This is a genomic window from Mycoplana azooxidifex, assembly GCF_014196765.1.
Lineage (GTDB): Bacteria > Pseudomonadota > Alphaproteobacteria > Rhizobiales > Rhizobiaceae > Mycoplana > Mycoplana azooxidifex.
The window spans coordinates 59,701-84,508 of record NZ_JACIEE010000007.1 but is presented as its reverse complement, the minus strand read 5'-3'; the positions used below and the strand labels follow the sequence as shown (position 1 = coordinate 84,508).

Below are 24,808 nucleotides of genomic sequence, written 5' to 3'. Positions count from 1 at the left end.
CGAGCGGCGGCCTGCGGCTGCAAGATCTTCCCCGCGCCGAAGACAGCGCCTCAGACGACTTCGCCGTAGATCGCACGCTCCAGGGCGGTGATCTCGGTCGCGAAGCGGCGGTATTCGGCGCGTTTCAGCGCAAGGAGAACGAAATGCATGCGTTCTCCGAGTGCCTCCTTGAGGAAGGCGGACGCCGCCGCCGTCTGGATAGCGCTGCGCCAGTCGGGTTGAAGCTGGTCGTCCCGGCCTTCGGCATAGGCGGTCGTTTGCGGGCCGGGGTCGACCTTTGCAGCGATTCCCCGTTGCATGGCCGCAAGCACGGTGGCGCCGACGAGATAGGGATTGGCGTCGATGCCGGCGGCGCGTTGCTCCAGATGGCGGCCGGCACCGGATCCAGCCGGAATTCGCACGGCGACCGAACGGTTGTTGGTGCCCCAGGTCGGGGTCGTCGGCGCATAGCTCTGCGCCGAGAACCGGCGCCAGGAGTTGAGGTGGGGCGCAAAGACGAGCATGGATTCCTCCATCGTCTCGAGCAGCCCGGCCACCGCCTGCGTAAGCAACGGCGAAAGCTCGCCGCCGCGATCGGCAAAAAGGTTCTCGCCGGCCTCGTCTGTGAGGCTCGCATGAACATGCATGCCCGAGCCGGCGCGGCCGGCGAAGGGCTTGGCCATGAAGCAGGCCAACATGCCGTGGCGGACCGCGATGGCGCGCAGCAGGCGCTTGAGCATGACGAGGTCGTCCGCCGCGCGCAGAGCCTTGCCGTGGTGCAGCGTCAGCTCGAACTGCCCCTGCGCATATTCCGAAATCATCGTCTCGACGGGCAGTCCCTGGGCCTCGGCGGCGCTGTAGACGGCGTCGATGAACGGCTCCAGGCGATCGAGTTCGCTGACACCGTAGACCTGGATGCCCTCCGGTCGTTCGCCAGTCAGCGGCAGCCGCAGCGGCTGGAAGTTGCCGGCCGCATCCCGTTCCCGGTCGAGCAGGTAGAACTCGAGCTCGTATGCGAGCACCGGATGGAAGCCCTCGGCCTTCAGCATGGCGTCGCGCCGGGCCAGCGCATGCCTCGGATCTGCGGCCATCGGCGTTCCGTCGAGCTCATAGAGCGCGAGCCGGACCTCGCCGCGCGGCGGATCCGTCCAGGGCAGGGGCACCAGCGAGTCGGACACGGGCCAGGCACGGCGATCGGCATCGCCGTCGGACCAGACGAGGCCCGTCTCCTCCACGTCCTCGCCGCAGACGTCCAGGCCGAGGATCGATCCCGGCAGATGGCGGCCGGAGCGGAAGATCGGCAGGAGTTCGTGGCGGCGGATGATCTTGCCCCGGGCAATGCCGTTGATGTCGATCAGGACCAGATCGAAGGCGCCGATCTCCGGGTGGGCTGCCAGGAACGCCTCGGCCTCCGCGATGTCGGCCACGCCTTGCGGACGGGCGGCAGTATCCCTCGTCATGCGTGTTCCTTCCCGGTCAGCCTTGCAAGCACGTTGGCAAATGCCGCGACCAGCCCGTCGGCTTGATCGGTCGAAAGCGCCGGGCTGACGAGGACCATATTGTGGAACGGGGTCAGGAGATAGCCGAGATTGAGCATGGAAAGATGCAGCGCCTGCTCGACCGTGTCGGACGCTGCTTCGCGGGCCTCCTGTGCATTGCGCACGGGTCGCGGCGAGAACACGATCTCGAGCCGCGCCCCGACGCGCGACACCGTCCAGTCCAGGTCGTTCTCGACGATCGCCGCCTCGAACCCGGCCTCGATCCGGTCGGCCCGGGCGTTCATGAGGCGATAGGCCTCGTCGGTCATCACCTCCTCGAGGCAGGCGCGCAGGCAGGCGAGCTGGATGGCGCTGCCCGAAAGCGTCGTGCCGATGCCGGAGTGCCCGTGGCCGCTCTGCCGGCTGCGGACGGCGCGCAGGCGATCGGAAATCGCCTCCGTCATGCCCCAGACGCTGACGGGGATTCCGCCTCCGATCGGCTTGCCCATCACCATCAGGTCCGGCTCCAGTCCGTGCAGGCGCGTGTAGCCGCCGGGACCGCTGGAGATCGTGTGCGTCTCGTCGATCAGGAGCAACGTGCCGGCCGCGCGCGTCAGCCGCCGCAGCGTCGCATGGAAGCCCGGGTCGGGCAGGATCATGCCGCAATTGGTCATCACCGGCTCAGCGAGAACGCAGGCGATGTCGCCTCCCGCGAGTGCCACTGCAAGGGCGTCCTCGTCGTTGAAGGGAACGGAGACGGTCAGATCGCCGGGATCGCGCACCTGGCCCAGCAGGTTGCGGCGCGCCACCGTTCGTCCGTCCACCAGATCGACAAGCGTGTCGTCGACCGCGCCGTGGTAGCAGCCGTCGAAGACCAGCAGCTGGGCCCGGCCAGTCACGGCGCGGGCGATGCGGATGGCGAAGCGGTTGGCGTCGCTCGCCGTCGCAGCCAGCTGCCAGCGCGGCAGGCCGAAGCGTTCGGCGAGCAGGCGGCCCACGGCCTGCGCATCCGAAGAGGGGAGCATCGTGGTCAGCCCGCGCGTGCCGGCATTGGCGAGCGCGCGCAGGACGGGCTCCGGCCCGTGCCCGAACATCGCCCCGGTATCGCCGAGGCAGAGATCGGTGACGCGGTTGCCGTCGATATCGGTCAGCGTGACGCCGGTGGCGGTCTCGATGATGGGCGGAAAGGGCGAGGGCCAGTCGAGCATCCAGTGCTGCGGCACGCCGTCGAAGAAGCCGGGGCCCGCCGCGGCATGGACGGCTGCAGCCAGCGGCCGCCGGCGTTCGAAAACGGTGCGTTCCGTCTCCAGCAATGCCGCTGCGCGGGCCTCGAGCCCCGCCGTCCCTATTTCCGAACCCTTGGTCAACATGATGCACACCCCGCCAAGTCCATCCCCCGAGCCGGTTGCGCATCCCTGCGGTCCAGCCACGCCAATGTGATCACTTATATTGAGTTGTGATCTCACCGGTCAATGAGCCAGACTCGCGAAGCTGCAGCGGATCATTGCGGAGGGCGGCGCCGGTTTTCAGCGCCTGGCGGCGCGGGCGAGCTTCTGTTCGCGGAAGAAGATGAACAGGCCGGAGGCGACGATGCAGCCGGCGCCCACCATCATCGCCGGGCGCGGCACGTCGCCGAAGAACATCCATCCGAAAAGCACCGCCCATATCAGCAGCGTATATTGCAGCGGCACCACCGTCGCTGCGTCGGCGAGCTTCAGCGACCGGTTCACCAGCATGTGCGCGCTCATCGCGACGACGCCAAGCAGGCCGAGCAGGCCCAGGTCGAGCGGCGGCACCGGCGTCCAGTTCTCCGGATGGACAGCGATGCCGATGAGCGAGACGATCACGGCGGCCGCCATCTGCCAGAAGACCAGCGTCGTGTCCGGCGTCGCCCGCAGCGAGCGGCTGAAGATGATGGCGAAGGAATAGGCGACGCTGCCGCCGAGCGCGATCAGGGCAGGCAGGGCGAAGCTCGCGGCCGATGGTTCCAGCGCTATGACCACGCCGGCAAAGCCGATCAGGATCGCCGTCCAGCGCCGCCAGCCGACATGCTCGCCGAGCATCATAGGCGAAAGTGCTGCGATATAGATCGGCGCGGCCAGCCAGTAGGTCATGGTATCGGCGAGCGGCATGTAGGCGACGGCAAAGTAGAAGGCGGTCGCCTCCACAGCGGCAAGCAGGGCGCGCAGCACCTGCAGGCGCGGCCGCTCTACCCGGATGATCCGCTGCCAGCCATGGCGCCAGAAGAAGGGCAGCAGCACGAGAAGGGCCGCAAGGCTGCGGATCAGCATGACCTGCTGGGCCGAATAGGTCGCGACGAGCCATTTGCCGAGCACGTCGTTCAGGGTGAACATCACCATGCCGAGCAGCATCAGCGCGACGCCAAGGCGTGTTCCGCCAGCGAGAGACGGGGAGGGGGCTGTGATGTCCGTCATGGTCGAGGTCCGGCAGGTTTGGCGCCACGCCGGCATGGACCTGCCCGCAGCGAGAATGGGATTATCGCCTGTCCCACATTTCGGCGCGGCAATCCAGTCAGCATATCTGATGACTCCATCAGGGCGGCGCATGAAGCATGGCCGCCGCCGATGTTGAAAAGAGTGGCGTGCGCCGTTGATCCGGTCGTAAAGCAATGAAATGTTCGGTTTCGAGGACGAGGCGCGAACCGCATCGCGCGCCGGATGACAGGGAAGAGACAATGACAGGAAACAACGGGGCGACAGGAAACAACGGGGCCGGTCGCCGGCTGCGCTCGCAGGATTGGTTCGACAATCCCGACCATATCGACATGACGGCGCTCTATCTCGAGCGCTTCATGAACCAGGGCATCACGCCGGAGGAGCTCCGCTCCGGCAAGCCGGTCATCGGCATCGCCCAGAGCGGTAGCGATCTCACGCCGTGCAACCGCCACCATGTCGACCTGGCCAAGCGCGTGCGCGACGGCATCCGCGACGCCGGCGGGATTCCGATCGAGTTTCCCACCCATCCAATCTTCGAAAACTGCAAGCGACCGACGGCCGCGCTCGACCGCAACCTCGCCTATCTCGGCCTCGTAGAGATCCTGTATGGCTACCCGCTCGACGGCGTCGTGCTGACGACGGGCTGCGACAAGACCACGCCGTCGGCGATCATGGCAGCCTCCACGGTCGACATCCCGGCGATCGTGCTGTCCGGCGGGCCGATGCTCGACGGCTGGCATGAGGGCGACCTCGTCGGTTCGGGCACCGTGCTGTGGCGTTCGCGCCGGAAATATGCGGCAGGCGAGATCGACGCCGTGGAATTCGTCGATGCAGTGATGGATTCGGCGCCGTCGATCGGCCACTGCAATACCATGGGTACGGCGTCGACGATGAACGCGCTCGCCGAGGCGCTCGGATTGTCGCTGACGGGCTGTGCCGCCATTCCCGCGGCCTATCGCGAGCGCGGCCAGATGGCCTATCGCACCGGCCGGCGTGCCGTCGAGCTGGTGCTCGAGGACATCCGCCCCTCCGATATCCTGACCCGCGAGGCTTTCCTGAATGCCGTCCGCGTCAATTCCGCCATCGGCGGCTCTACCAACGCGCAGCCGCATCTGGCGGCCATGGCGAAGCATGCCGGCGTCGAGCTTTTCCCCGAGGACTGGCAGGAGCACGGCTACGACATTCCGCTGCTGGCTGATGTGCAGCCGGCCGGCCGCTTCCTGGGCGAACGCTTCCACCGCGCCGGCGGCGTGCCGGCGATCATGCGCGAGTTGCTCGACGCCGGCAAGCTCGACGGCAGCTGTCGCACCGTCACCGGCAGCAGCATCGGCCAGAACCTCGAAGGCCGGCATGCGACCGACCGCGAGGTGATCCGGCCCTTCGACCGCCCGCTGAAGGAGCGAGCGGGGTTCCTGGTGCTGAAGGGCAACCTGTTCGACTTCGCCATCATGAAGACCAGCGTGATCTCGGATGAATTCCGGCAGCGCTACCTGAGCGAGCCGGGCCGGGAAGGCGTGTTCGAGGGCCGGGCGATCGTGTTCGACGGCTCCGAGGACTATCACCGGCGCATCAACGATCCTGCGCTCGACATCGACGAACGCTGCATTCTCGTCATCCGCGGCGCCGGCCCGCTCGGCTGGCCGGGCTCGGCGGAGGTGGTCAACATGCAGCCGCCGGATCATCTGCTGAAGCGCGGCATCACCAGCCTACCGACGATCGGCGATGGCCGGCAGTCGGGGACGGCCGACAGCCCCTCCATCCTCAATGCCTCGCCGGAAAGTGCGGCCGGCGGCGGGCTGGCATGGCTGCGGACCGGCGACACGATCCGCATCGACCTGACGAAGGGCCGCTGCGACATGCTGGTGGAAGAGGCGGAGATCGACCGGCGCCGCAGCGACGGCATTCCGCCCGTCCCGGCCGACGCGACGCCCTGGCAGCGGCTCTACCGGAAGACGGTTACCCAGCTTTCCGACGGCGCCGTGATCGAAGGGGCGGCCGATTTCCGGAAGATCGCCGTGACGCCCCCGCGGCATAATCACTGAGGCAGAGCCGGAAAGCGTTTCCTCGCGGGCAGCCGTCAGCCGGTGGCCCTGGCCTGCGCCGGCGGCTCGACCTGGCCATCGCCGGCGATCGTGCGGGCGGCCAGCGCGCTGCCGACGGCAATGAGGACCGGGTTGTCGTAGCCGATCTCGGCGATGCCGTCCGACAGGCTTGCGAGCGTGCCGCTCCATTTGCGCTCGCAGGGCCGGCTGACGTCGCTGATGACGATCGCGGCCGTCACAGGCGGCAGGCCCTCGGCGATCAGCCGGTCGGCGATCAAGGCCGCGGTGCGGCCGCCCATGTAGAACACCGTCGTCGTGCGCGGATCGGCGACGGAGCGCCAGTCCACATCCGTCGGCAGCCCACCGTGACGCGAGTGACCGGTGATGAAGCGGACCGACTGGGCATGGTCGCGATGCGTCAGCGAGATGCCGAGGCGCGAGGCCATGGCGCTTGCCGCCGTGATGCCCGGGATGACGTCGACGGCGATATTCTCGCGGTCGAGATGGGCGATCTCCTCGCCGGCGCGGCCAAAGATCATGGGATCGCCGGATTTCAGCCGCACCACCCGCTTGCCGGCCTTGGCGAGCTTGACCATCGTCGCGTTGATGTCCTCCTGCCGGCAGCTTTCGCGGCCGCCGCGCTTGCCCACCAGCATGCGCCTGGCTTCGCGGCGGGCGAGTTCGAGCACGTCGTCGGAGACCAGATCATCGAAGAGGATGACGTCGGCTGCCTGCAGGGCGCGAACGGCCTTGAGCGTCAGGAGTTCCGCATCGCCGGGCCCCGCGCCGACAAGCGTCACGCGACCTGTGGCGGGGGCTTCCGCGAGCCTTTCGGCATCCGCGAGAAGCGCCCCGCCTGCGCCCTCCTCCGGCGTAGCGATGGTGGCGAAGGCCCGGTCGACGAAGCCCTCCCAGAAGGCGCGACGCCGGGGGCCTGGGAGCAATTTTTCGTTGACGCGCTCCCGCAACGACTGGGCGAGCTCGGCCCAGGACTTCAGGCTTCGCGGCAGGAGCGTCTCGATCCTGCGGCGGATCGCCTGCGCCAGGATGGGTGCTGCGCCGTCGGTGGAAATGGCGACGACGACGGGCGAGCGGTTGACGATCGATCCGAACTGGAACTGGCAATAGGCCGGCTTGTCGATGACGTTGACGGGGACGCCGGCCCCCCGTGCTGCGTTGAAGAAGTCCCGGGCTGCGCCGTCGTCCTCGCAGTTGGCGATCGCCAGCGCGGCATCGGTGAAGACGGCGGCGTGCCAGGTGTGCGGATGATGGACGTAGCGGCCGGGGCAAACTTCGTTGCCGCCGTCCGTCGGCGCGCTCGCTGCAATCAACGCCGCGAAGCCCTCGGCGAGGTCTTCGGCATAGACATGCACCTCGGCGCCGCAGGCGGCCAGAAGCTCCGCCTTCCACGCCGCAGCGTCGGAGCCGCCGGCAATGACGACCCGCTTGCCCTGAAGCGACCAGAAGACCGGCAGCTTGGCAAGCGGCTCCATGCGGGCAGGGCTGTCATTCCGCGGCGGCTGCACGACATCCATCGATGATCCCCCTGATCTCGGCGCGGCACGAGCCGCAATTGGTTCCGGCATTGAGCTCCTTGCCGACAGCTTCGACGGTGTGGTAGCCGTCGCGAACGGCAGCGACGATCTGGTTGACGCCGACGGAGAAGCAGGAGCAGACGGTTGCGCCCGGGTCGGGCCGGTCGGCGCCGGGGCGCCCGGCGACGAGGGTGAAGCGCTTGCGCAGGTCGCCATGCTCCGCGGTCAACTGCGACACTGCCCAGGTGCGGGCCACGGCCACCGGCTCCAGCGCCAGGAAAAGGGCGGCGAGCAGCCGGTCGCCATCGAAGAAGGCCAGCCGGAGGTCCCCGGTCCGGCGGTCGGCATAGCCGAGCGGCTCGATGTCGTCCGGAATGGCGAAGGTGGCGCGGCACCATTCCGTCCAGTCCTTAGCCGGCGTTGTAAAGGCAAGTTCGATCCGCCACCCGCCATCGGCCTTGGCGATGGCCCAGTAGTCCGCCTCGGGTGCTGCGGGCCGGGTGACGGCGACGGCGAAGCCGTAGGTCGAGGCCGGGAAGGGGCGCACGGCGACGGCGACGTTCTTCGAGGCCGGCTGGCCGGAAACCTTGTCGGTCAGCGGCGGCACGAGCGCGTCGATACGGGCCTTCGCGGCGAACTGGTCGTTCCAGTGCATCGGCACGAAGACGTTGCCGCGCGCCTGGCGCTCGGTGACGAGGGCACGGACGATCGCCTTGCCCCGCGGGCTTTCGATCTCGACGAGACCGGCATTGCCGATGCCGGTTTCCAGGGCGTCGCGCGGGTGGATCTCGGCGAAGGGCTCGGCGATATGGGCGGAGAGGCGGGCGCTCTTTCCCGTCCGCGTCATCGTGTGCCATTGGTCGCGGATGCGGCCGGTGTTGAGCGTGAACGGGTAGGCGGCGCTGGTGCGGTCCGTCTCGGCGGGCACGACGGCAACGAACCGCGCCCTGCCGTCCGGATGGTAGAACCCGCCCTTGGCGAAGAAGCGGGTTGTCGCTTTCGTGTGGCCAGCCGGCTGCGGCCACTGGAAGGGCTCCATGGCCTCATAGCCCGCCGGCGCGATCCCGGCATGGGCACCGATGTCGAAATCGCGGCTGCCGTCGTTCTCGAAGGCCGACAGTCTCGCGTGCTCGTCGAAGATGTCGGCCGGCGAGGCGTAGTCGAAGCCGGCAAAGCCCATGCGGCGGGCCACCTGCGAAAGCTGCCACCAGTCGGCACGGGCCTCGCCGGCGGCGTCGAGGAAGGTGCGCTGGCGGGAAATGCGGCGCTCGGAATTGGTGACGGTGCCGTCCTTCTCGCCCCAACCGGCGGCGGGCAGGAGAACATGTGCGTGGCGGGCAGTGTCGGTCGTCTTCAACACATCCGACACGACGACGAAGGGGCAGGCCTTGATGGCGGCCTCGACCCTGTCCGCATCCGGCATGGAGACGACCGGGTTGGTCGCCATGATCCACAGCGCCTTGATGCGGCCGTCGGCCACGGCCTCGAACATGTCCACGGCCTTCAGCCCGGGCCGGGTGGCGATCGCAGGCGAGCCCCAGAAACGCTGCACCCGGTCACGATCAGCGGCGCTTTCGATCGTCATGTGGGCGGCGAGCATGTTGGCGAGCCCGCCGACCTCACGGCCGCCCATGGCGTTGGGTTGGCCGGTCAGCGAGAACGGCCCCATGCCGGGACGGCCGATGCGGCCGGTGGCCAGGTGGCAGTTGATGATGGCGTTGACCTTGTCGCTGCCGGAGGAGGACTGGTTGACGCCCTGGCTGTAGCAGGTGACGACCTTCTCGGTCCGCTCGAACAGGCCGAAGAACTGGCGAAGCTCGCTGGCGCCAAGCCCGGTCCTTTCCACTAGCGCGGGAAAGGTCATGGCGCTTGCGGCAGCAAAGGCATCGGCAAAACCCGACGTGTGGGCCGCGACACAGTTCTCGTCGACCGCCGTGCCCTTCGCCAGATGCGCCAAAAGGCCGTTGAACAATGCCACGTCGCCATCGGGGCGGATGGCAAGGTGCAGGTCGGCGATGTCGCTCGTCATCGTTCGCCTCGGGTCGATGACGACCACCTTCATGCCCGGACGTGCCGCCTTGGCTGCGGCCAGCCGCTGGTAGATCACAGGGTGGCACCAGGCGAGGTTGGAGCCGGTCAGGATGACGAGATCGGCAAGCTCGATGTCCTCATAGGTCCCCGGCACGGTGTCGGCACCGAAGGCACGACGATGGCCGGCGACCGAGGACGACATGCAGAGCCTGGAATTGGTGTCGATATTAGCCGAGCCGATGAAGCCCTTCATCAGCTTGTTGGCGACGTAGTAGTCCTCGGTCAGCAACTGGCCGGAGACGTAGAAGGCGACCGATTCCGGGCCGTGGGCGGCGATCGCGTCCGCAAAACGCCCGGCCACGAGATCGAGCGCCTCGTTCCAGCCGGCCTTCTGGCCCCCGATCTCGGGATGGAGCAGGCGCCCGTCGAGGTCGAGCGTTTCGGCCAGCGCCGAGCCCTTGGAACACAGGCGCCCGAGGTTCGCCGGATGGTCGGGATCGCCCTTGACGGAGACGGTGCCGTCGTCGTCGACGCGGGCGATCACGCCGCAGCCGACGCCGCAATAGGGGCAGGTGGTTTTCGTTTCAACGGGCATTCGTCCCTCCCTTGAGGGGGAGATGTCCGGCAGGACAGAGGGGGGGGATATTGCCGGCATCAGACCATCACTCCGCCGCGATCATCAGGCTTTCGAGCGCGATGAAGAGCTTACCGTCCTCGTTTTTCAGCGGGATGGTCCGCACCTCGCCCTCGTCTGCGCCGAGCGCCTTGCCGGTCTCCAGCGAAATCACCCAGTTGTGCAGCGGGCAGGTCACCGACTTGCCGTGCACGATGCCCTGGCTAAGCGGTCCACCCTTGTGCGGGCAGTGATCCTCGATGGCGAAGACCTCGTTTTCGGCCGTGCGGAACACGCCGATCTTGCCTTGCGGCGTCTTCACGCAGCGCGCGCCGCGCAGGGGGATGTCGGAGATGTCGCCGATTGGGTGCCAGTTCATATTCATTTCCCTCACTCTGCGGCCTCGTTGAACCCGACCGACGCCATTGGCCGGAACTCGTGCTTGTCCTTGCCGGAGACGCGCTCCGACCAGGGATCGACTTGGGCGAACTTCTGCGAGAAGACGAAGCGCTCGTAGTAAGCCTTGCGCTTTTCGGCATCGCCCATGATCTGGCGGCGGATCTCGTCGAGGCCTATGCGCTTGGCCCACTTGTAGATGCGCTCCAGATAGCGGGCCTGCTCGCGGTACATCTGCGTCAGGGCCACGATGTGCTCCAGCGCATCGTCCTCGGTTTTGACGAGGCCGAGCACCTCCGTGCCCTTGATGTCGAGGCCGGCGGCGCCAGCGAAATGGATCTCGAAGCCGCTGTCCACGCAGATGACGCCGATGTCCTTACAGGTCGCCTCGGCGCAGTTTCTCGGACATCCGGAGACGGCCATCTTCAGCTTGGCCGGCGTCCAGGAGCCCCACATGAACTTCTCGATGCGGATGCCGAGGCCTGTGGAATCCTGCGTGCCGAAGCGGCACCAGTCGGAGCCGACGCAGGTCTTCACGGTTCGAAGTCCCTTGGCATAGGCCTGGCCGGAGACGAAGCCGGCCTTGCCGAGGTCGGCCCAGACGGCCGGCAGGTCTTCCTTTTCGATGCCGAGCAGGTCGATGCGCTGGCCGCCGGTGACCTTGACCAGCGGCACGTCGTACTTGTCGACCACGTCGGCGATGGCGCGCAGTTCCTTCGCATTCGTCACGCCGCCCCACATGCGCGGAACGACCGAATAGGTGCCGTCCTTCTGGATGTTGGCGTGGACGCGCTCGTTGATGTAGCGCGACTGGTAGTCGTCGGCATATTCGTCCGGCCAGTCGCAGACGAGGTAGTAGTTCAGCGCCGGACGGCACTTGGCGCAGCCGCAGGACGTCTTCCACTCCAGTTCCTGCATGACGGCCGGAATGCTCTTGAGGCCCTTCGCCTTGATCAGACGGCGGACGTCGTCATGGCCGAGTTCGGTGCAGGTGCACATCGGCTGGACGGCGGCGGGGTTGTAGCTGTCGCCGAGCGTCAGCGCCATCAGTTGCTCGACGAGGCCGGTGCAGGAGCCGCAGGAAGCGGACGCCTTGGTGTGGGCACGCACGTCGTCCAGCGACGTCAGGCCCCTGGCGGTGATCGTCGAGACGATCTTTCCCTTGCAGACGCCGTTGCAGCCACAGATCTCCGCGTCATCCGGCAAGGCTGCAACGGCCGCCATAGGGTCCAGCGGCGACCCTCCCTGGTAGGCCTGTCCGAAGATCAGCGTCTCGCGCATCTGCGAGATGTCGGTCTGCTTCTTCTTCAGGTCGTTGAACCAGGCGCCATCCGCGGTCTCGCCGTAGAGAACCGTGCCGATGATCCGGTTGTCCTTCAACACCAGGCGCTTGTAGACGCCGGCCGTGGCGTCGCGCAGCACGATCTCCTCGCGATCGTCGCCATCGGCGAAGTCGCCGAGCGAATAGAGCTCTATGCCGGTGACCTTCAGCTTCGTCGGCGTGTCGGAGTGGACGAAGGCGGCGGACGTGTCGCCCGAAAGATGCGAGGCGGCGACGCGGGCCATTTCGTAGAGCGGGGCGACGAGGCCATAGACCATGCCGCCAACCTCGGCGCATTCGCCGACTGAAAGGATGCTGCCGTCCGACGTCTGCATGCCGTCGTCGACGACGATGCCGCGGTTGACGGCGAGGCCGGCGTCCTTGGCAAGCCCGACATTCGGGCGGATGCCGACGGCCATGACCACCAGCGTTGCCGGGATGATGCGGCCATCGTCGAGCTCGATGCCCTCGACCTTGCCGTTGCCGACGATCTGCTTGGTATTGGCCTTGCAGATCACCTCGATGCCGCGCTCCTCCACCGCCTTCTGCAGCAGGTAGCCGGCGGCCGGGTCGAGCTGGCGCTCCATCAGCGTCGGCATCACGTGCAGCACGGTTACGTCCATTCCGCGGTTTGCAAGACCGGCGGCGGCCTCGAGGCCGAGCAGGCCCCCGCCGATGACGACCGCCTTCTCGCGCGACTGCGCGGCCAGCAGCATGGCCTCGACGTCGTCGAGGTCGCGGTAGGTGATGACGCCCCGCAGGTCCTTGCCGGGAACAGGGATGATGAAGGGGACGGAGCCCGTGGCGATGACGAGCTTGTCGTAGCTTTCCGTCACGCCGTGGTCGGAGGTCACCGTCTTGGCGATCCGATCGATCGCGACGATCCTGTGGCCCTTGTAGAGGGTGATGCCATGCTCGATGTACCAGCCGTCGCCGTGAATGACGATCTGCTCGTAGGTCTTCTCGCCGGAGAGCACCGGCGAGAGCAGGATGCGGTCGTAGTTGACCCGCGGCTCGGCGTTGAAGATCGTAACCTGATACTGGCCGGGCGCCTTTTCGAAAAGGTGCTCCAGCATGCGTCCGGGCGCCATGCCGTTGCCGATGATGACGAGTTTTTCAGCCATTGTCTTACTCCGCGGCTTCGACAAAGCGGTGACGTTCGTAGAGGAACTTCAGCACGGCCTCGCGGCACCTGAGGTAGGTGCGGTCGGAGGCCAGCTCGATGCGGTTGCGCGGCCGGGCGATCGGCACGTCGAGCACCTCGCCGATCCTGGCCGCAGGGCCGTTGGTCATCATCACGATCCGGTCGGAGAGCAGCACGGCCTCGTCGACGTCGTGGGTGATCATCACCATCGTGTTGCCGAGGCGGGCGTGGATCTCCATGACGGCATCCTGCAGATGGGCGCGGGTCAGCGCGTCGAGCGCGCCGAAAGGCTCGTCGAGCAGCAGGATCTTGGGCTCCATGGAGAGCGCGCGGGCGATGCCGACGCGCTGCTTCATGCCGCCCGAGATCTCCGAAGGCCGCTTGTCCTTCGCATGCGCCATCTGCACGAGATCGAGGTTCTGCATGACCCAGTCATGGCGCTCGGCCTTGCTCTTCGTGTTGCCGAAGACCTTGGACACGGCGAGATTGACGTTCTCGTAGACCGAAAGCCAGGGCAGCAGGCTGTGGTTCTGGAACACGACGGCGCGTTCCGGGCCGGGCTCGTTGACCTCGCGGTTTTCCAGGAGCACGGCGCCGACTGAGACCGGCGTCAGGCCGGCAATGAGGTTGAGCAGCGTGGACTTGCCGCAGCCGGAGTGGCCGATGATCGAGACGAACTCTCCCTTGGAGATCGAGAGATTGATGCCCTTCAGCACCTCGGCTCGAACGCCGCCGCGGTCGAAATGCTTGTCGATGTGGTCGAGCTTGAGATAGGCGGTCATGATCGATCCTCTCAATTGGCCGAAGCGCCGCGGGTGATGAGGCGGCCGGTGGCGGCCACGAGCTTGTCGAGGGCGAAGCCGACGACGCCGATGTAGGCCAGGGCGACGATGATGTCGGGCAGGCGCGAGGAGTTCCACGCGTCCCAGATGAAGAAGCCGATGCCGACGCCGCCGGTCAGCATCTCGGCTGCGACGATCGCGAGCCACGACAGGCCGACGCCGATGCGAAGGCCGGTGAAGATGTAGGGGGCTGCCGACGGCAGCATGATCTTCCAGAAGAATTCCAGCTGGTTCAGGCGCAGCACCTGGGCGACGTTGCGATAGTCCTGCGGAATGTTGCGCACGCCGACGGCCGTGTTGATGATCACCGGCCAGATCGAGGTGATGAAGATCACGAAGATCGCCGACGGATTTGAGTCCTGGAAGGCTGCGAGCGACAGCGGCAGCCAGGCGAGCGGCGGCACGGTGCGCAGCACCTGGAAGATCGGGTCGAGGCCGCGCATGGCCCAGGCCGATTGCCCGATGATGGCGCCGATGACGACGCCCGCGATTGCGGCAAGGCCGAAGCCATAGGCGACGCGCTGCAGCGAGACGATCACGCGCCAGCCGAGGCCGATGTCCTGAGAACCGTAGTTGAAGAAGGGATAGGCGATCAGGTCGTAGCTTTCTTGCCAGACCTGGAGCGGCGAGGGCAGCGAGGCGGTTGGCGACGAACAGAGCACCTGCCAGATGGCGAGCAGGATGGCGAGAACCACCAGCGGCGGGACGACGTTGCGCGAAACCGACGCGGCGATCTTGCCGAGGTCGTATCGTGCGGGGGGGCGGACCTGCAGGGCGACGACATGGCCGTTCGACGGACTGGCTGGCGCCGTTGCGATGGTTTGCTTGCGGGCTGTTGCGGGCATGGGTCAGTCCTTCAAAGTAAGGAAATGGTGGCGGGAGCACCCAGGTTGGCGCATCACGACGCCGCCTTGATCGCGAGGCTGTCGAGATAGGCGGAGGGGTTCTCCGGATCGAAGACCTTGCCGTCGAAGAAGGTTTCCTTGCCGCGCGAGCTCGTGGCCGGTATGTCGGCCGCAGCCACGCCGAGGTCCTTTGCGGCCTCGCGCCAGATCTCCTCGCGGTTGACCTGGTCGACCAGGGTCTTGATGTCCGTGTCTGGCGCGAGCTTGCCCCAGCGGATGTTTTCGGCGAGGAACCAGCTGTCGTGGCTCCTGAAGGGATAGGAGGCGTGGCCTTCCCAGAATTTCATGTAGAGGTCGGTGCCTTCGGCGACGCGGCCGTTTCCGTAGTTGATGTCGCCCTTCAGCCGCCCGAGAATGTCCTTCGGCGGAACGTTGAACCACTGGCGCTTGCCGACGATGGTCGCCATCTCCTCCTTGTTTTCCATCTTGTCGCACCACGCTTGCGCTTCCATGACGGCCATGAGGATCGCCTTGGCGGCATTGGGGTTCTTCTCGACCCACTCGGTGCGCATGGAGAACGCCTTCTCGGGATGGCCCTTCCAGATCTCGCCGGTCGAACAGGCGGTGAAGCCGACGCCCTGGTTGACGAGTTGTTCGTTCCACGGTTCGCCCACACAGAAGGCGTCCATGTTGCCGACCTTCATGTTGGCGACCATCTGCGGCGGCGGTACCACGATGACGGAGACATCCTTGTCGGGGTCGATGCCGCCGGCTGCCAGCCAGTAGCGCATCCACAGGTCATGCGTGCCGCCGGGGAAGGTGACGGCGACCTTGACATCGCCGCCCGCCGCCTTCTTGGCGGCGAAGGCTTCCCTGAGCCTGGAGGCATCGAGGCCGGCGCCCGTCTCTGTGTATTCCTTGCTGACCGAGATGGCCTGGCTGTCGAGATTGAGGCGGGCGAGGATCGACATCGGCACCGGCTGGTTGTTCTGGGTCACCTTGCCGGCCTGCATGAGGTAGGGCATCGGCGTCAGGATATGGGCGCCGTCGATGCCGTTGGCCGCGCCGCCGAGCACGAGATTGTCACGGGTGGCACCCCAGGAGGCCTGCTTCAGCACCTCCACGTCCGGCATGCCGTGCTTCTCGAACAGGCCCTTTTCCTTGGCGACGATCAGCGGGGCCGAGTCGGTCAGCGCTATGTAGCCAAGCTTGGCGCCGGTGACTTCCGGGGTGGCGGCGGCCGCGAAGGCGCCGGACGGGAAGGCGGTGCGGACGGCGGTGATCAGTGCTGCGGTCGCCGTCGTCTTCAGGATGCCGCGACGGGTGATGCCGGTCGTGAAAGTCTTCTGCATACCGAGTTCCCTCTGCTTGTGCCGGATTTTGGGAATAAAAAAACGCCGCTCGGCAGATGCGTCGTCGGGAGGGAGGATCCCGGACTGCAAAAACCTTGCGACGTCGATGTCTTTTGTGAACGCCTATCGCGCGTTCATCCTGCTCCGATCGCCGTTGACCGGTGCGAAATACGCTTTGCAAACGGTGTGCCAGTTTCCTAGGCGCTTTCTAACGCACTGAAACAAAGGAAGAATCTATCGCGTCTGCGGGAATGCCTGTTTCCGATGCGTTTGCGCTTTATGCCGATGTTTTGTGCGAATGCTGCGGGGTTGCCCTTCGCAGGTGCAAGCAATTTGTGCATTGCAGTGAAGACGTCAGGCGTCTTCCGTCCCTGGGGTAGCCGGCCTGATGCTCCGCACGGCAAAGCCGGAAACGTAGTCGGCGAGGTGCGCCGGATCGAAGACGTGGCCGTCCATGAAGCGATCGCCGTCCTTGTCGCCCTCGATGCGGATATCGGCGTCCGGCGGTCCGCTCGCGCCCCCGAGTGCCGTGCGATAGAGGTCCGGGCGATAGGCCGATGCGGCGGCGCGCGCGTTGGCGGGGCTCATTTCGGCCTGCCCCCAGCGAACCATCTGGCTGTAGATCCAGAGGGCCTGGCTGGGGCGCGGATAGTTGGCGAAGCCGCCATGGAAGCGGAAGTAGTCGTCGATGACGCGCCGGTTCCCCTTGGCGTCGAGATTGAATTCTCCGGCAAGGACATGGCGGATGATCTGGACGGGAGCGGCGATGTAGCGCGGGTCGGCGAGGGCTGCGGCAAGCGCGTCGTGGTTTTCGACCCGATCGCACCAGCGCGCGGCCGCATCGAGCGCCACGACCAGCCGGGAGACCGTTTCCGTGTGGCTTTCGGTCCAGTCCGGCCGCATGCCCAGCACCTTCTCCGGGGCGGAGGGCCATATGTCCTGCTTGGCGGCGACGATGCGGCCGACGCCGCGCTCGGAGGCGACCATGTTCCAGGGCGCGCCGACGCAGAAGCCGTCGATCGCCCCGGCTGCAAGGGCGTCCGAGGTCAGCGGCGGTGGCACGACCACAAGCTTGACGTCGCATTCCGGATCGATGCCACCGGCCGCCAGCCAGTAGCGGAATTCGTAGTTGTGCGACGAAAACGGATAGGTCATCGCGAGCGTCGGCACCGTTTCCCCGCGTGCCTTCATGTCCTTGATAACCATCGCCAGCGCACGCGCGTTCTCGAGCGCCCCAGCCGTTTCCGACAGGCCGGCGGTGGCCGTCATCCGTTCGAACAGCCGCGTCGAGAGCGTGATCGCATTGCCGCCGCGCCCGAGCGAAAAGGGCGTTATCGTCGGCGAGGGATTGGATCCGAGGCCGAGCATGGAGGCCACGGGCATCGGCGAGAGCATGTGGGCGACGTCGAACTGGCCGAAGGCCAGGCGGTCGCGCACGTTCGCCCAGGAGACATCCTTGACGAGGTCGAGCTTGATGCCCTCCCGTTCGGCAAAGCCGAATTCCGCCGTGGCGATCAGGACCGAGGCGTCGACGAGCGGAATGAACCCTGCCCGCACGACCCTGGATCCCTCGTCCGCTGTGCGGGGCGGAGCGGCCAGATCGCTCGTGTTGCTGTCGTTCATCGTCATCACCATTCCGGTTTCCTCCGCCCAAGGCGCCCGATGCCGGTCGGCACGCCGTCCGTCGTCACATCAGCAGTCCCGCTGCCGTCACCACGCTTTGGGCAATCTCGGCGATTTTCTTCTTCTCGTTCATCGCGGTCTGGCGCAGGAGGGCAAAGGCCTCTTCCTCCGAAAGGCCGCGCATCTTCATCAGGATTCCCTTGGCGCGATCGATGATCTTGCGCTCCTCCAGGGCAGACCTGGCTTCGGCAAGTTCGCGCTGCAGGCGGCTGAAGGCGTTGAAGCGGCTGACCGCCATCTCGAGGATGGGCTTCACGCGCTCCTTCTTCAAACCGTCGACGACATAGGCCGAGACCCCCGCATCGACGGCGGCCACGATCGAATCCTCGTCCGACTTGTCGACGAACATCGCGATCGGGCGCTTCACCGCCCGAGATATCTGGAAGATGCTTTCCAGCATGTCGCGGTTCGGGTTCTCGATATCGATCACGATGACGTCCGGATTGATTTCCGTGATCCGGCGCGCAAGTCCGTTCATGTCGTCGATGATGGTGACGTTGTCGTAGCCCGCCTCGCGCAGGCCCACCTCGATAATCGAGGCGCGGATGCTGTTCTCATCGATGACGAGGACGCTGAGGCTCGCGGGCTTCGGGGTTCGACTGGTCACGGATCTACTGCCGGTCATTCGTGTCGAGGGCGTCGAACCATGCTCGCACCACAGGGGGGATTTGGAAAGGTGACATGCCCGCCGTGTCGTCCTGTTACCCGCCGGGCGCAATCCGCTCCAGAGCCATCGCCATTGAATGCGCGATGAAAGCCTTAAAATCAAGCATTATTTAGAATGCCTAATCTTTAGGCGATCGGGCGGGTTTTTCATCGTGCGGGGTTAGGTAGGCAGCGTCTCTACGTACATTCGGGCGCATCTTGCGATGCGCCCGAAATCTTCACGTCATACAGGCGGAACGATATCGTCTCAGGCGGCGTCGGGGCGGTGGACCGTCTTGACCTCGAGGAAGTCCTCCAGGCCGAAGATGCCACCTTCGCGGCCGTTGCCGGACTGCTTGAAGCCGCCGAAGGGGCTGCCGTACCGGTGCGGGCCGCCGTTGATGTGCACCATGCCGGCCCGGAGCCTGGCGGCGACGCGCTCGGCGCGATCGGCATTGCCGGTCTGGAGATAGGCGGCAAGGCCGTAGTTCGTGTCGTTGGCGAGGGCGATCGCTTCTTCCTCGGTGTCGAACGGAATGATCGCGAGCACGGGCCCGAACACCTCCTCGCGGGCGATGCGCATGTCGTTGCCGACGTCGGCAAAGATCGTCGGCTTGACGAAATAGCCCTGCTCGAAGCCTTGCGGCTTGCCGGGGCCGCCGACCAGGACCCGCGCGCCTTCGGCGACGCCCGCCTCGATCAGCGCCTGGACGCGACCGAACTGGATATGGGAGACGAGTGGACCGATATGGCCGCCTTCCTCTTCCGGATTGCCGACCTGGGCCTGTTCGCCGGCCTTGCGGGCGATCTCGACGACCTTGTCGTAGACCGAGCGCTGCACCAGCATGCGGGTGGGCGCATCGCAGGACTGGCCGGAATTGTTGAAGCACTCGGCAACGCTGTCGGCGACGCGGTCTTCGAGGTCGGCGTCCTCGAAGACGATGTTCGGCGACTTGCCGCCGAGTTCGAGCGTGACGCGCTTGACCGTGTCGGCCGCATCCTTGCTGACGGCGATGCCGGCACGGGTCGAGCCGGTAAACGACATCATGTCGATGTCCTTGTGCTTCGACAGCGCCGCGCCGCATTCGATGCCGTCGCCGTTGACGAGGTTGAACGTGCCGGCGGGGAAGCCTGCCTCGTCGACCATCTCGGCATAGAGGAGCGCGTTGAGCGGGGTGAACTCGGACGGCTTCAGCACGCAGGTGCAGCCCGTCGCGAGCGCCGGAACGACCTTCAGCGCGATCTGGTTGATCGGCCAGTTCCACGGGGTGATCAGGCCGCAGACGCCGATGGCCTCGCGGCGGACGACGTCGCCGTTCGGCAGCACTTCGCGGCTCTTCAGGCGCTTCAGCGCATCGATGAAGCCCTGCAGGTGGCCGACGCCGACATCGGCCTGCTGCTCGGTGCTCATGGTGATAGGAGCGCCGAGTTCGAGCGTGATCGTGCGGGCCATTTCGTCATAGCGGCGCTTGTAGATCGACAGCAGCTTTTCCAGGAGCGCTATGCGCTCGTCGACGCTGGTCTGGCTGTAGGTGGAGAACGCCTTCTTCGCCGCGGCGACCGCGCGGTCGATGTCGGCGGCGGTTCCCATGGAGATCCAGGCGATCGGCTTCTCGGTGGCCGGATTGATGACCTCGAGGTCGTTCGGCTTGACCGGATCGATCCACTTGCCGTCGATGTAGAATTTGCGCTTGTCGAGCATGCTATTCTCCCTGGCATGTATGCTTTTCGTTGCGTTCCCGGCGGGTGCTCCTGAGAGCCCGGGCGGAGGATGATCCGCCTTTTTCGAAAGCGCAATAGCTTCGCACTTTCAGGGGCGGCATTCTTTGCCGTTCCTGAAGGTGCGCGTTCCCCGTCCCGGCGCGCGGCGTCTCAATCCTTCGCGTCACCCGTGTAGAAGGCGCGGACGTCGGCGGTGAACCGCTGCCGCTCTTCGGCGTCGGTATAGAACATGTGGCCGCCCCGATAGACCTTCAGGTCCGCGCGGCCATCGACGAGGGACGGTGGCATGTGCTCGATGATGTAGCGGCTGACGCCATAGGGGGTGAGCGCATCGCTGTAGCCGTGGGCGACGAGGAGGCGGAAGGAGGGGACCACCGAGAGGAGTGTGCGCAGCTCGTCCGTGGCGCCGGTGGTGGATCGCGATCCGTCCCAGTCCCACTGGCGGTTCACGTCCGTGTCGAGCAGGCGATAGGTCATCTCGGTGACGTAGCCCAGCTTGTCGCGCGCATAGGCGGCGAAGGCTGCGCCGTAGGCCCGTGTAAATCCGTCGAGGATGGCATCGTCGCCGCGGCCGGCACGCGTTTCGGGGTAGGGGTCGTCCGACAGGAACGCCGCGTCATAGGGGCTGGCGACCTTGCCGGCCGCGCCGCCGGGGTTCTTCCGGTAGAGGTCGCCGACGAAGCCGCGGGCGCGGGCGACGTCCTCCCTGGCAATGCCGGTCATCTCGGCAATGCGTCCGTAGAGCCGTTCGGCCTCCTCGCCGGTGGGTGCGGGGCCGGCCTGCGAAACCAGGTAGTCGCGCATGGCCCATCGCTCGACTGATGCCACCTGTTCCTCGGTGAAGCTGCCCTTGCGCTCCAGTTCGGCTGCCGCGAGCGACGGTAGCTGGAGGGCTGCTCCGAGCGGATCGTCGCTGGAGCGAAAGACGAAGCTGCCCTCGATCAGGGGCGATACCATCACGATCCCCGAGACGAGGATGCCCTGGCTGTCCTTCAGCGCGCTTGCGACCTTGGCGGCGCGCAAGCCCCCGTAACTCTCGCCCAGCAGATACTTCGGCGAGGCGACGCGTCCGTTCTTCTGGGCATAGAGGGTGATGAACTTTGCGATGCTCTCCGCATCGCTTCGCACGCCGTAGAACGCGGACTCCGACCCCTTGTCGGCCACCCGGCTCCAGCCGGTCCCCGGCGGATCGATCAGGACGAGGTCGGTGAAGTCGAGCCAGCTGTGCGGATTGTCGGAAAGGGCCGGCCGCGTTCCATCCCTGTTGGCGCCCTGAAATTCGAGGATCCGCGGACCGACGAGCCCGAGATGCAGGTAGGCGGAGGCCGCACCCGGTCCGCCGTTGAAGGCAAAGGTGACGGGCCGGTCGGGACCGCGGTCATCGGCGACGTAGGCGGTGTAGAACAGCCTCGCGTTGATCTTTCCGTCCTGCCCGCGCAGATCGATCGTCCCGGCCGTCGCAGTGTAGGGGAGATCGCCGGCGGGACGCTTGAGGACATGCCGGGTGACGGCATCCGCCGGCAGGAGATCCAGCAGTCCCGAGGCCCGGCTCTCTGCCGCCGGCGGTGTCGCTTGCGCGCGCAATTGCACCGGCATGGCCGCGAAGGCGGCAACAAGGACGACTAAAAGCAGGTGTAGACGCAACGTGTTCCTCCCGTGCCAAAACCCGGCCTGCACTCTACGGGCAGGCGGGAGCGGCAGGAACTCAACAGAATTTGATCGCGACCGATCGCGGCAGCCGGACGCGGTGGTGCACTACGACCGGCCTTTCATCGCGGCAGCGGGCTCGCAGCAATCCTCGTCGCCCACCCCCGTCGCCAGCCGCTCGAGGATGGGGCAGTCCGGCCGGTCGTCGCCGTGGCAGTGGGACGAGAGATGCTGCAGGGTCATTACCATTTCCTGCAACTGCTGCATCTTTGCCGTCAGTTCCTCGATGTGCCCGCCGGCGATGCGCTTGACGTCTGCGGAGGCGCGGCTGCGGTCCTGCCAGAGCGCGAGGAGATCGCGGATCTGGGCGATGGAAAAGCCGAGATCGCGCGAGCGGCGGATGAAGGAGAGGGTGGCCAGATCCTTCGGCCCGTAGGTACGATAGCCGGCCCCGGTGCGGCCGGCCTCCTGGATCAGGCCGATCGATTCGTAGTGGCGGATCATTTTTGCGGTGACGCCGCTGGCCGCCGCCGCCTCGCCGATGTTCATGTCCTGTCCTCCTTGCTTCCATGGCCCGCGCCGGCGGGCCGGAACCGCTTCAGCCTGAGGGCGTTGCTGACGACGAAGACGCTGGAAAGCGCCATCGCGCCCGCCGCGATCGCCGGCGACAGCAGCAGGCCGAAGGCCGGGTAGAGCGCGCCTGCGGCAACCGGGATCAGCGCCACATTGTAGCCGAAGGCCCAGAACAGGTTCTGGCGGATGTTGCGCATGGTCGCCCGGGAGAGCGCAATCCCGGTCGCGACGCCGCGCAGGTCTCCGGCCATCAGCACGATATCGGCGCTCTCGATGGCGACATCGGTCCCCGTGCCGATCGCAATGCCGGTGTCTGCGGCGGCAAGGGCAGGGGCGTCGTTGATGCCGTCGCCGACGAAGGCCACCTTCCTGCTGCCCTCTTGCGACAGCGCCTTCACGGCGGCGACCTTGCCGTCCGGCAGGACCTCGGCCATCACTTGGTCGATGCCGAGGTCCGCCGCCACGGCGTTCGCGGTGCCCCGGTTGTCGCCGGTGATCATGGCGACCCCGATGCCGAGCGCCTTCAACTGCGCGATCGCTTCCCTGGTGGTGGGCTTCACCGGATCAGTCACCGCGAAGAGGGCGGCGAGCCGGCCGTCGATTGCGGCATAGAGGGGCGAGGCGCCCTGGCCTGACAGCCGTTGCGCAACCTCGGCAAACGGTGTGGTATCGAGGCCGAGCGCGCTCATGTGGCCGATCGAGCCGATCTCGACCCGGCGCCCGGCGACTGTCGCCGAAATACCGCGGCCGGATGTCGCCTCGAAGGCGTCGGCGAGCGGAAGTTCCAGTCCTTCCGCCTTTGCCGCCTCGTGGATGGCGAGGGCGATCGGATGCTCCGAGCGCACCTCGGCCGCAGCCACCAGCGCCAGAACCTCCTGCCGTTCGAAACCTTCGGCCGGGACGATCTCCGTCAGCGTCGGCCGACCGAGCGTCAGCGTGCCGGTCTTGTCGACGGCGACGATGTCGGTCGTCTCGAGCGTCTGCAGCGCGGTGCCCTGCCTGAACAGCACGCCGAGCTCCGCCGCCCGCCCGGTGCCGGTGATGATCGAGGTGGGCGTGGCAAGGCCCATGGCGCAGGGGCAGGCGATGATGAGGACGGCGACGGCCGCCACCAGCGCATGCGCCAGCGCCGGTTCGGGGCCGAGTACGTACCAGAGGCCAAAGGTGACAAGCGCTGTGGCGATGATCGCCGGCACGAACCACTGGGTCACGCGGTCGACCAGCGCCTGGATCGGCAGTTTGGCGGACTGCGCATCCACGACCATGCGGATGATCTGCGACAGCACCGTATCTGCGCCGACGCGGGTGGCGCGGAAGGAAAACGAGCCGGTCGTGTTCAGCGTGCCACCGGTGACGGGATCGCCGGTCTTGCGCTCGACCGGCATCGGCTCGCCGGTGATCATGGATTCGTCGACGAAGGAACGCCCCTCGGTGACGTCGCCGTCCACCGGGATCTTCTCGCCGGGCCGCACAAGCACGATGTTGCCCGGCATGACCGCCTCGAGCGCGACATCGACCGGCTGGCCGTCCTTCAGGACGCGAGCCGACGTTGCCCGCAATCCGGCCAGGTGCCGGATCGCTTCGCCGGTGCGACCCTTGGCGCGGGCTTCGAGAAAGCGGCCGGCGAGGATCAGCGTGACGATGACGGCGGCGGCCTCGAAGTAGACGTTGGCTGTGCCGCCCGGAAGCAGTCCCGGCGCGAAGGTCGCGACGGTGGAGAAGCCCCAGGCGGCGGCCGTGCCGATCACGACCAGCGCGTTCATGTCCGGCGCCCCGCGCAGCAGGCTCGGGACGCCCTTGCGGAAGAAGCGCGCGCCGGGTCCGGCAAGCACGATCGTCGCCAGCACGAACTGGATGACACGGCTCGCCTGCATGCCGATGGTCTCGTGAATGTAGTGCCCGAACGCCGGCACGGCATGCGAACCCATCTCCATGACGAAGAGGGGGGCAGTCAGCAAGGCTGCGAGGATGAGCGAACGGCGGAGACCTGCGACCTCGGCTGCGCGCCTGTCCTCGTCCGACGGCGCATCGACAGTGGATGCGCGCAGGGCATGATAGCCGGTCCTTTCGACGGCGGCGGCAAGATCGTCGAAATCGACGGTGCCGCGCAGGAAGCGGACGCGGGCGTGTTCATTGGCGAGATTGGCGGTGGCGTCCAGGACGCCGGGCACTGCCTTCAGGGCCTTTTCGACCCGCGCGATGCAGGAAGCGCAGGTCATGCCCTCGACAGGGAATTCGAGCGTCTCCTCGTCGACGCCATAGCCGGCTGCCCGGACCGCCTGCGCGACGCCGGCGATATCGACCTTGCCGTCAAAGCTGATGTCCGCCCGCGCGGTGGCGAGATTGACCCGGGCGCTTGCGACACCCGGAACGGCAGAGATCGCCTTCTCCACACGGCGCACGCAGGAGGCGCAGGTCATGTCCTCGATGGCGAGCTTGACCGTCTGCGCGGGCAGGGGATCTGCGGGCAGGGGTTCCTTGACTGTAAGCATGATGCAGGTTCC

At 66.6% G+C, this 24,808-nt stretch carries 17 protein-coding genes; 1 reads left to right on the top strand and 16 read right to left on the bottom strand.

Annotated features, from left to right (window positions below; translation table 11 throughout):
- Positions 1–50: 50 nt before the first annotated feature.
- From GGQ64_RS17090 to GGQ64_RS17080, 3 genes are all read right to left on the bottom strand, one after another.
- Entirely contained in the window at positions 51–1,439 is a 1,389-nt protein-coding gene (locus GGQ64_RS17090) for a glutamine synthetase family protein (RefSeq protein WP_183806525.1), read from the bottom strand.
- Entirely contained in the window at positions 1,436–2,827 is a 1,392-nt protein-coding gene (locus GGQ64_RS17085; protein WP_183806524.1) for an aspartate aminotransferase family protein, read from the bottom strand. Before GGQ64_RS17085 ends, GGQ64_RS17090 begins: the two co-directional genes overlap by 4 nt.
- Before the next feature lie 156 nt (positions 2,828–2,983).
- Complete coding sequence (locus GGQ64_RS17080) at positions 2,984–3,892, bottom strand: DMT family transporter (protein WP_183806523.1); 909 nt, start codon at positions 3,890–3,892, stop codon at positions 2,984–2,986.
- 260 nt (positions 3,893–4,152) lie between these two features.
- Here GGQ64_RS17080 and GGQ64_RS17075 point away from each other — a divergent pair, with 260 nt between their 5' ends.
- The gene (locus GGQ64_RS17075; protein WP_183806522.1) at positions 4,153–5,955 is read left to right on the top strand and encodes an IlvD/Edd family dehydratase; all 1,803 of its coding nucleotides are present in this window, start codon (positions 4,153–4,155) and stop codon (positions 5,953–5,955) included.
- 35 nt (positions 5,956–5,990) lie between these two features.
- Here GGQ64_RS17075 and cysG read toward each other — a convergent pair whose 3' ends face one another.
- From cysG to GGQ64_RS17010, 13 genes are all read right to left on the bottom strand, one after another.
- Entirely contained in the window at positions 5,991–7,490 is a 1,500-nt protein-coding gene (gene cysG / locus GGQ64_RS17070) for a siroheme synthase CysG (RefSeq protein ID WP_183806521.1), read from the bottom strand.
- Complete coding sequence (locus tag GGQ64_RS17065) at positions 7,462–10,116, bottom strand: nitrate reductase (protein WP_183806520.1); 2,655 nt, start codon at positions 10,114–10,116, stop codon at positions 7,462–7,464. The genes cysG and GGQ64_RS17065 overlap by 29 nt, the downstream gene beginning before the upstream one ends.
- A gap of 67 nt (positions 10,117–10,183) precedes the next feature.
- Positions 10,184–10,519, bottom strand: a complete 336-nt coding sequence (nirD, locus tag GGQ64_RS17060; protein WP_183806519.1) for a nitrite reductase small subunit NirD — start codon at positions 10,517–10,519, stop codon at positions 10,184–10,186.
- 5 nt (positions 10,520–10,524) lie between these two features.
- Positions 10,525–12,975, bottom strand: a complete 2,451-nt coding sequence (gene nirB, locus GGQ64_RS17055; RefSeq protein WP_183806518.1) for a nitrite reductase large subunit NirB — start codon at positions 12,973–12,975, stop codon at positions 10,525–10,527.
- Between the two features lie 4 nt (positions 12,976–12,979).
- Positions 12,980–13,777, bottom strand: coding sequence for an ABC transporter ATP-binding protein (locus GGQ64_RS17050; RefSeq protein WP_183806517.1), 798 nt, complete (start codon positions 13,775–13,777; stop codon positions 12,980–12,982).
- Positions 13,778–13,788: 11 nt separating this feature from the next.
- Positions 13,789–14,682, bottom strand: a complete 894-nt coding sequence (gene ntrB, locus GGQ64_RS17045) for a nitrate ABC transporter permease (RefSeq protein ID WP_183806516.1) — start codon at positions 14,680–14,682, stop codon at positions 13,789–13,791.
- Positions 14,683–14,735: 53 nt separating this feature from the next.
- Positions 14,736–16,034, bottom strand: a complete 1,299-nt coding sequence (locus GGQ64_RS17040; protein WP_183806515.1) for a CmpA/NrtA family ABC transporter substrate-binding protein — start codon at positions 16,032–16,034, stop codon at positions 14,736–14,738.
- Positions 16,035–16,388: 354 nt separating this feature from the next.
- The gene (locus tag GGQ64_RS17035; protein WP_183806841.1) at positions 16,389–17,663 is read right to left on the bottom strand and encodes a CmpA/NrtA family ABC transporter substrate-binding protein; all 1,275 of its coding nucleotides are present in this window, start codon (positions 17,661–17,663) and stop codon (positions 16,389–16,391) included.
- A 58-nt stretch (positions 17,664–17,721) separates the two neighbouring features.
- Positions 17,722–18,342 carry an ANTAR domain-containing response regulator gene (locus GGQ64_RS17030; RefSeq protein WP_183806514.1) on the bottom strand — a complete coding sequence of 207 codons (621 nt, stop codon included), beginning with the start codon at positions 18,340–18,342 and terminating at the stop codon, positions 17,722–17,724.
- Positions 18,343–18,630: 288 nt separating this feature from the next.
- Positions 18,631–20,064 carry an aldehyde dehydrogenase family protein gene (locus GGQ64_RS17025; protein WP_183806513.1) on the bottom strand — a complete coding sequence of 478 codons (1,434 nt, stop codon included), beginning with the start codon at positions 20,062–20,064 and terminating at the stop codon, positions 18,631–18,633.
- A gap of 170 nt (positions 20,065–20,234) precedes the next feature.
- Entirely contained in the window at positions 20,235–21,728 is a 1,494-nt protein-coding gene (locus tag GGQ64_RS17020; protein WP_425488517.1) for a S10 family peptidase, read from the bottom strand.
- A 111-nt stretch (positions 21,729–21,839) separates the two neighbouring features.
- The gene (gene cueR / locus GGQ64_RS17015) at positions 21,840–22,280 is read right to left on the bottom strand and encodes a Cu(I)-responsive transcriptional regulator (RefSeq protein ID WP_183806512.1); all 441 of its coding nucleotides are present in this window, start codon (positions 22,278–22,280) and stop codon (positions 21,840–21,842) included.
- Positions 22,277–24,796, bottom strand: coding sequence for a heavy metal translocating P-type ATPase (locus GGQ64_RS17010; protein ID WP_183806511.1), 2,520 nt, complete (start codon positions 24,794–24,796; stop codon positions 22,277–22,279). The genes cueR and GGQ64_RS17010 overlap by 4 nt, the downstream gene beginning before the upstream one ends.
- Positions 24,797–24,808 lie beyond the last annotated feature (12 nt).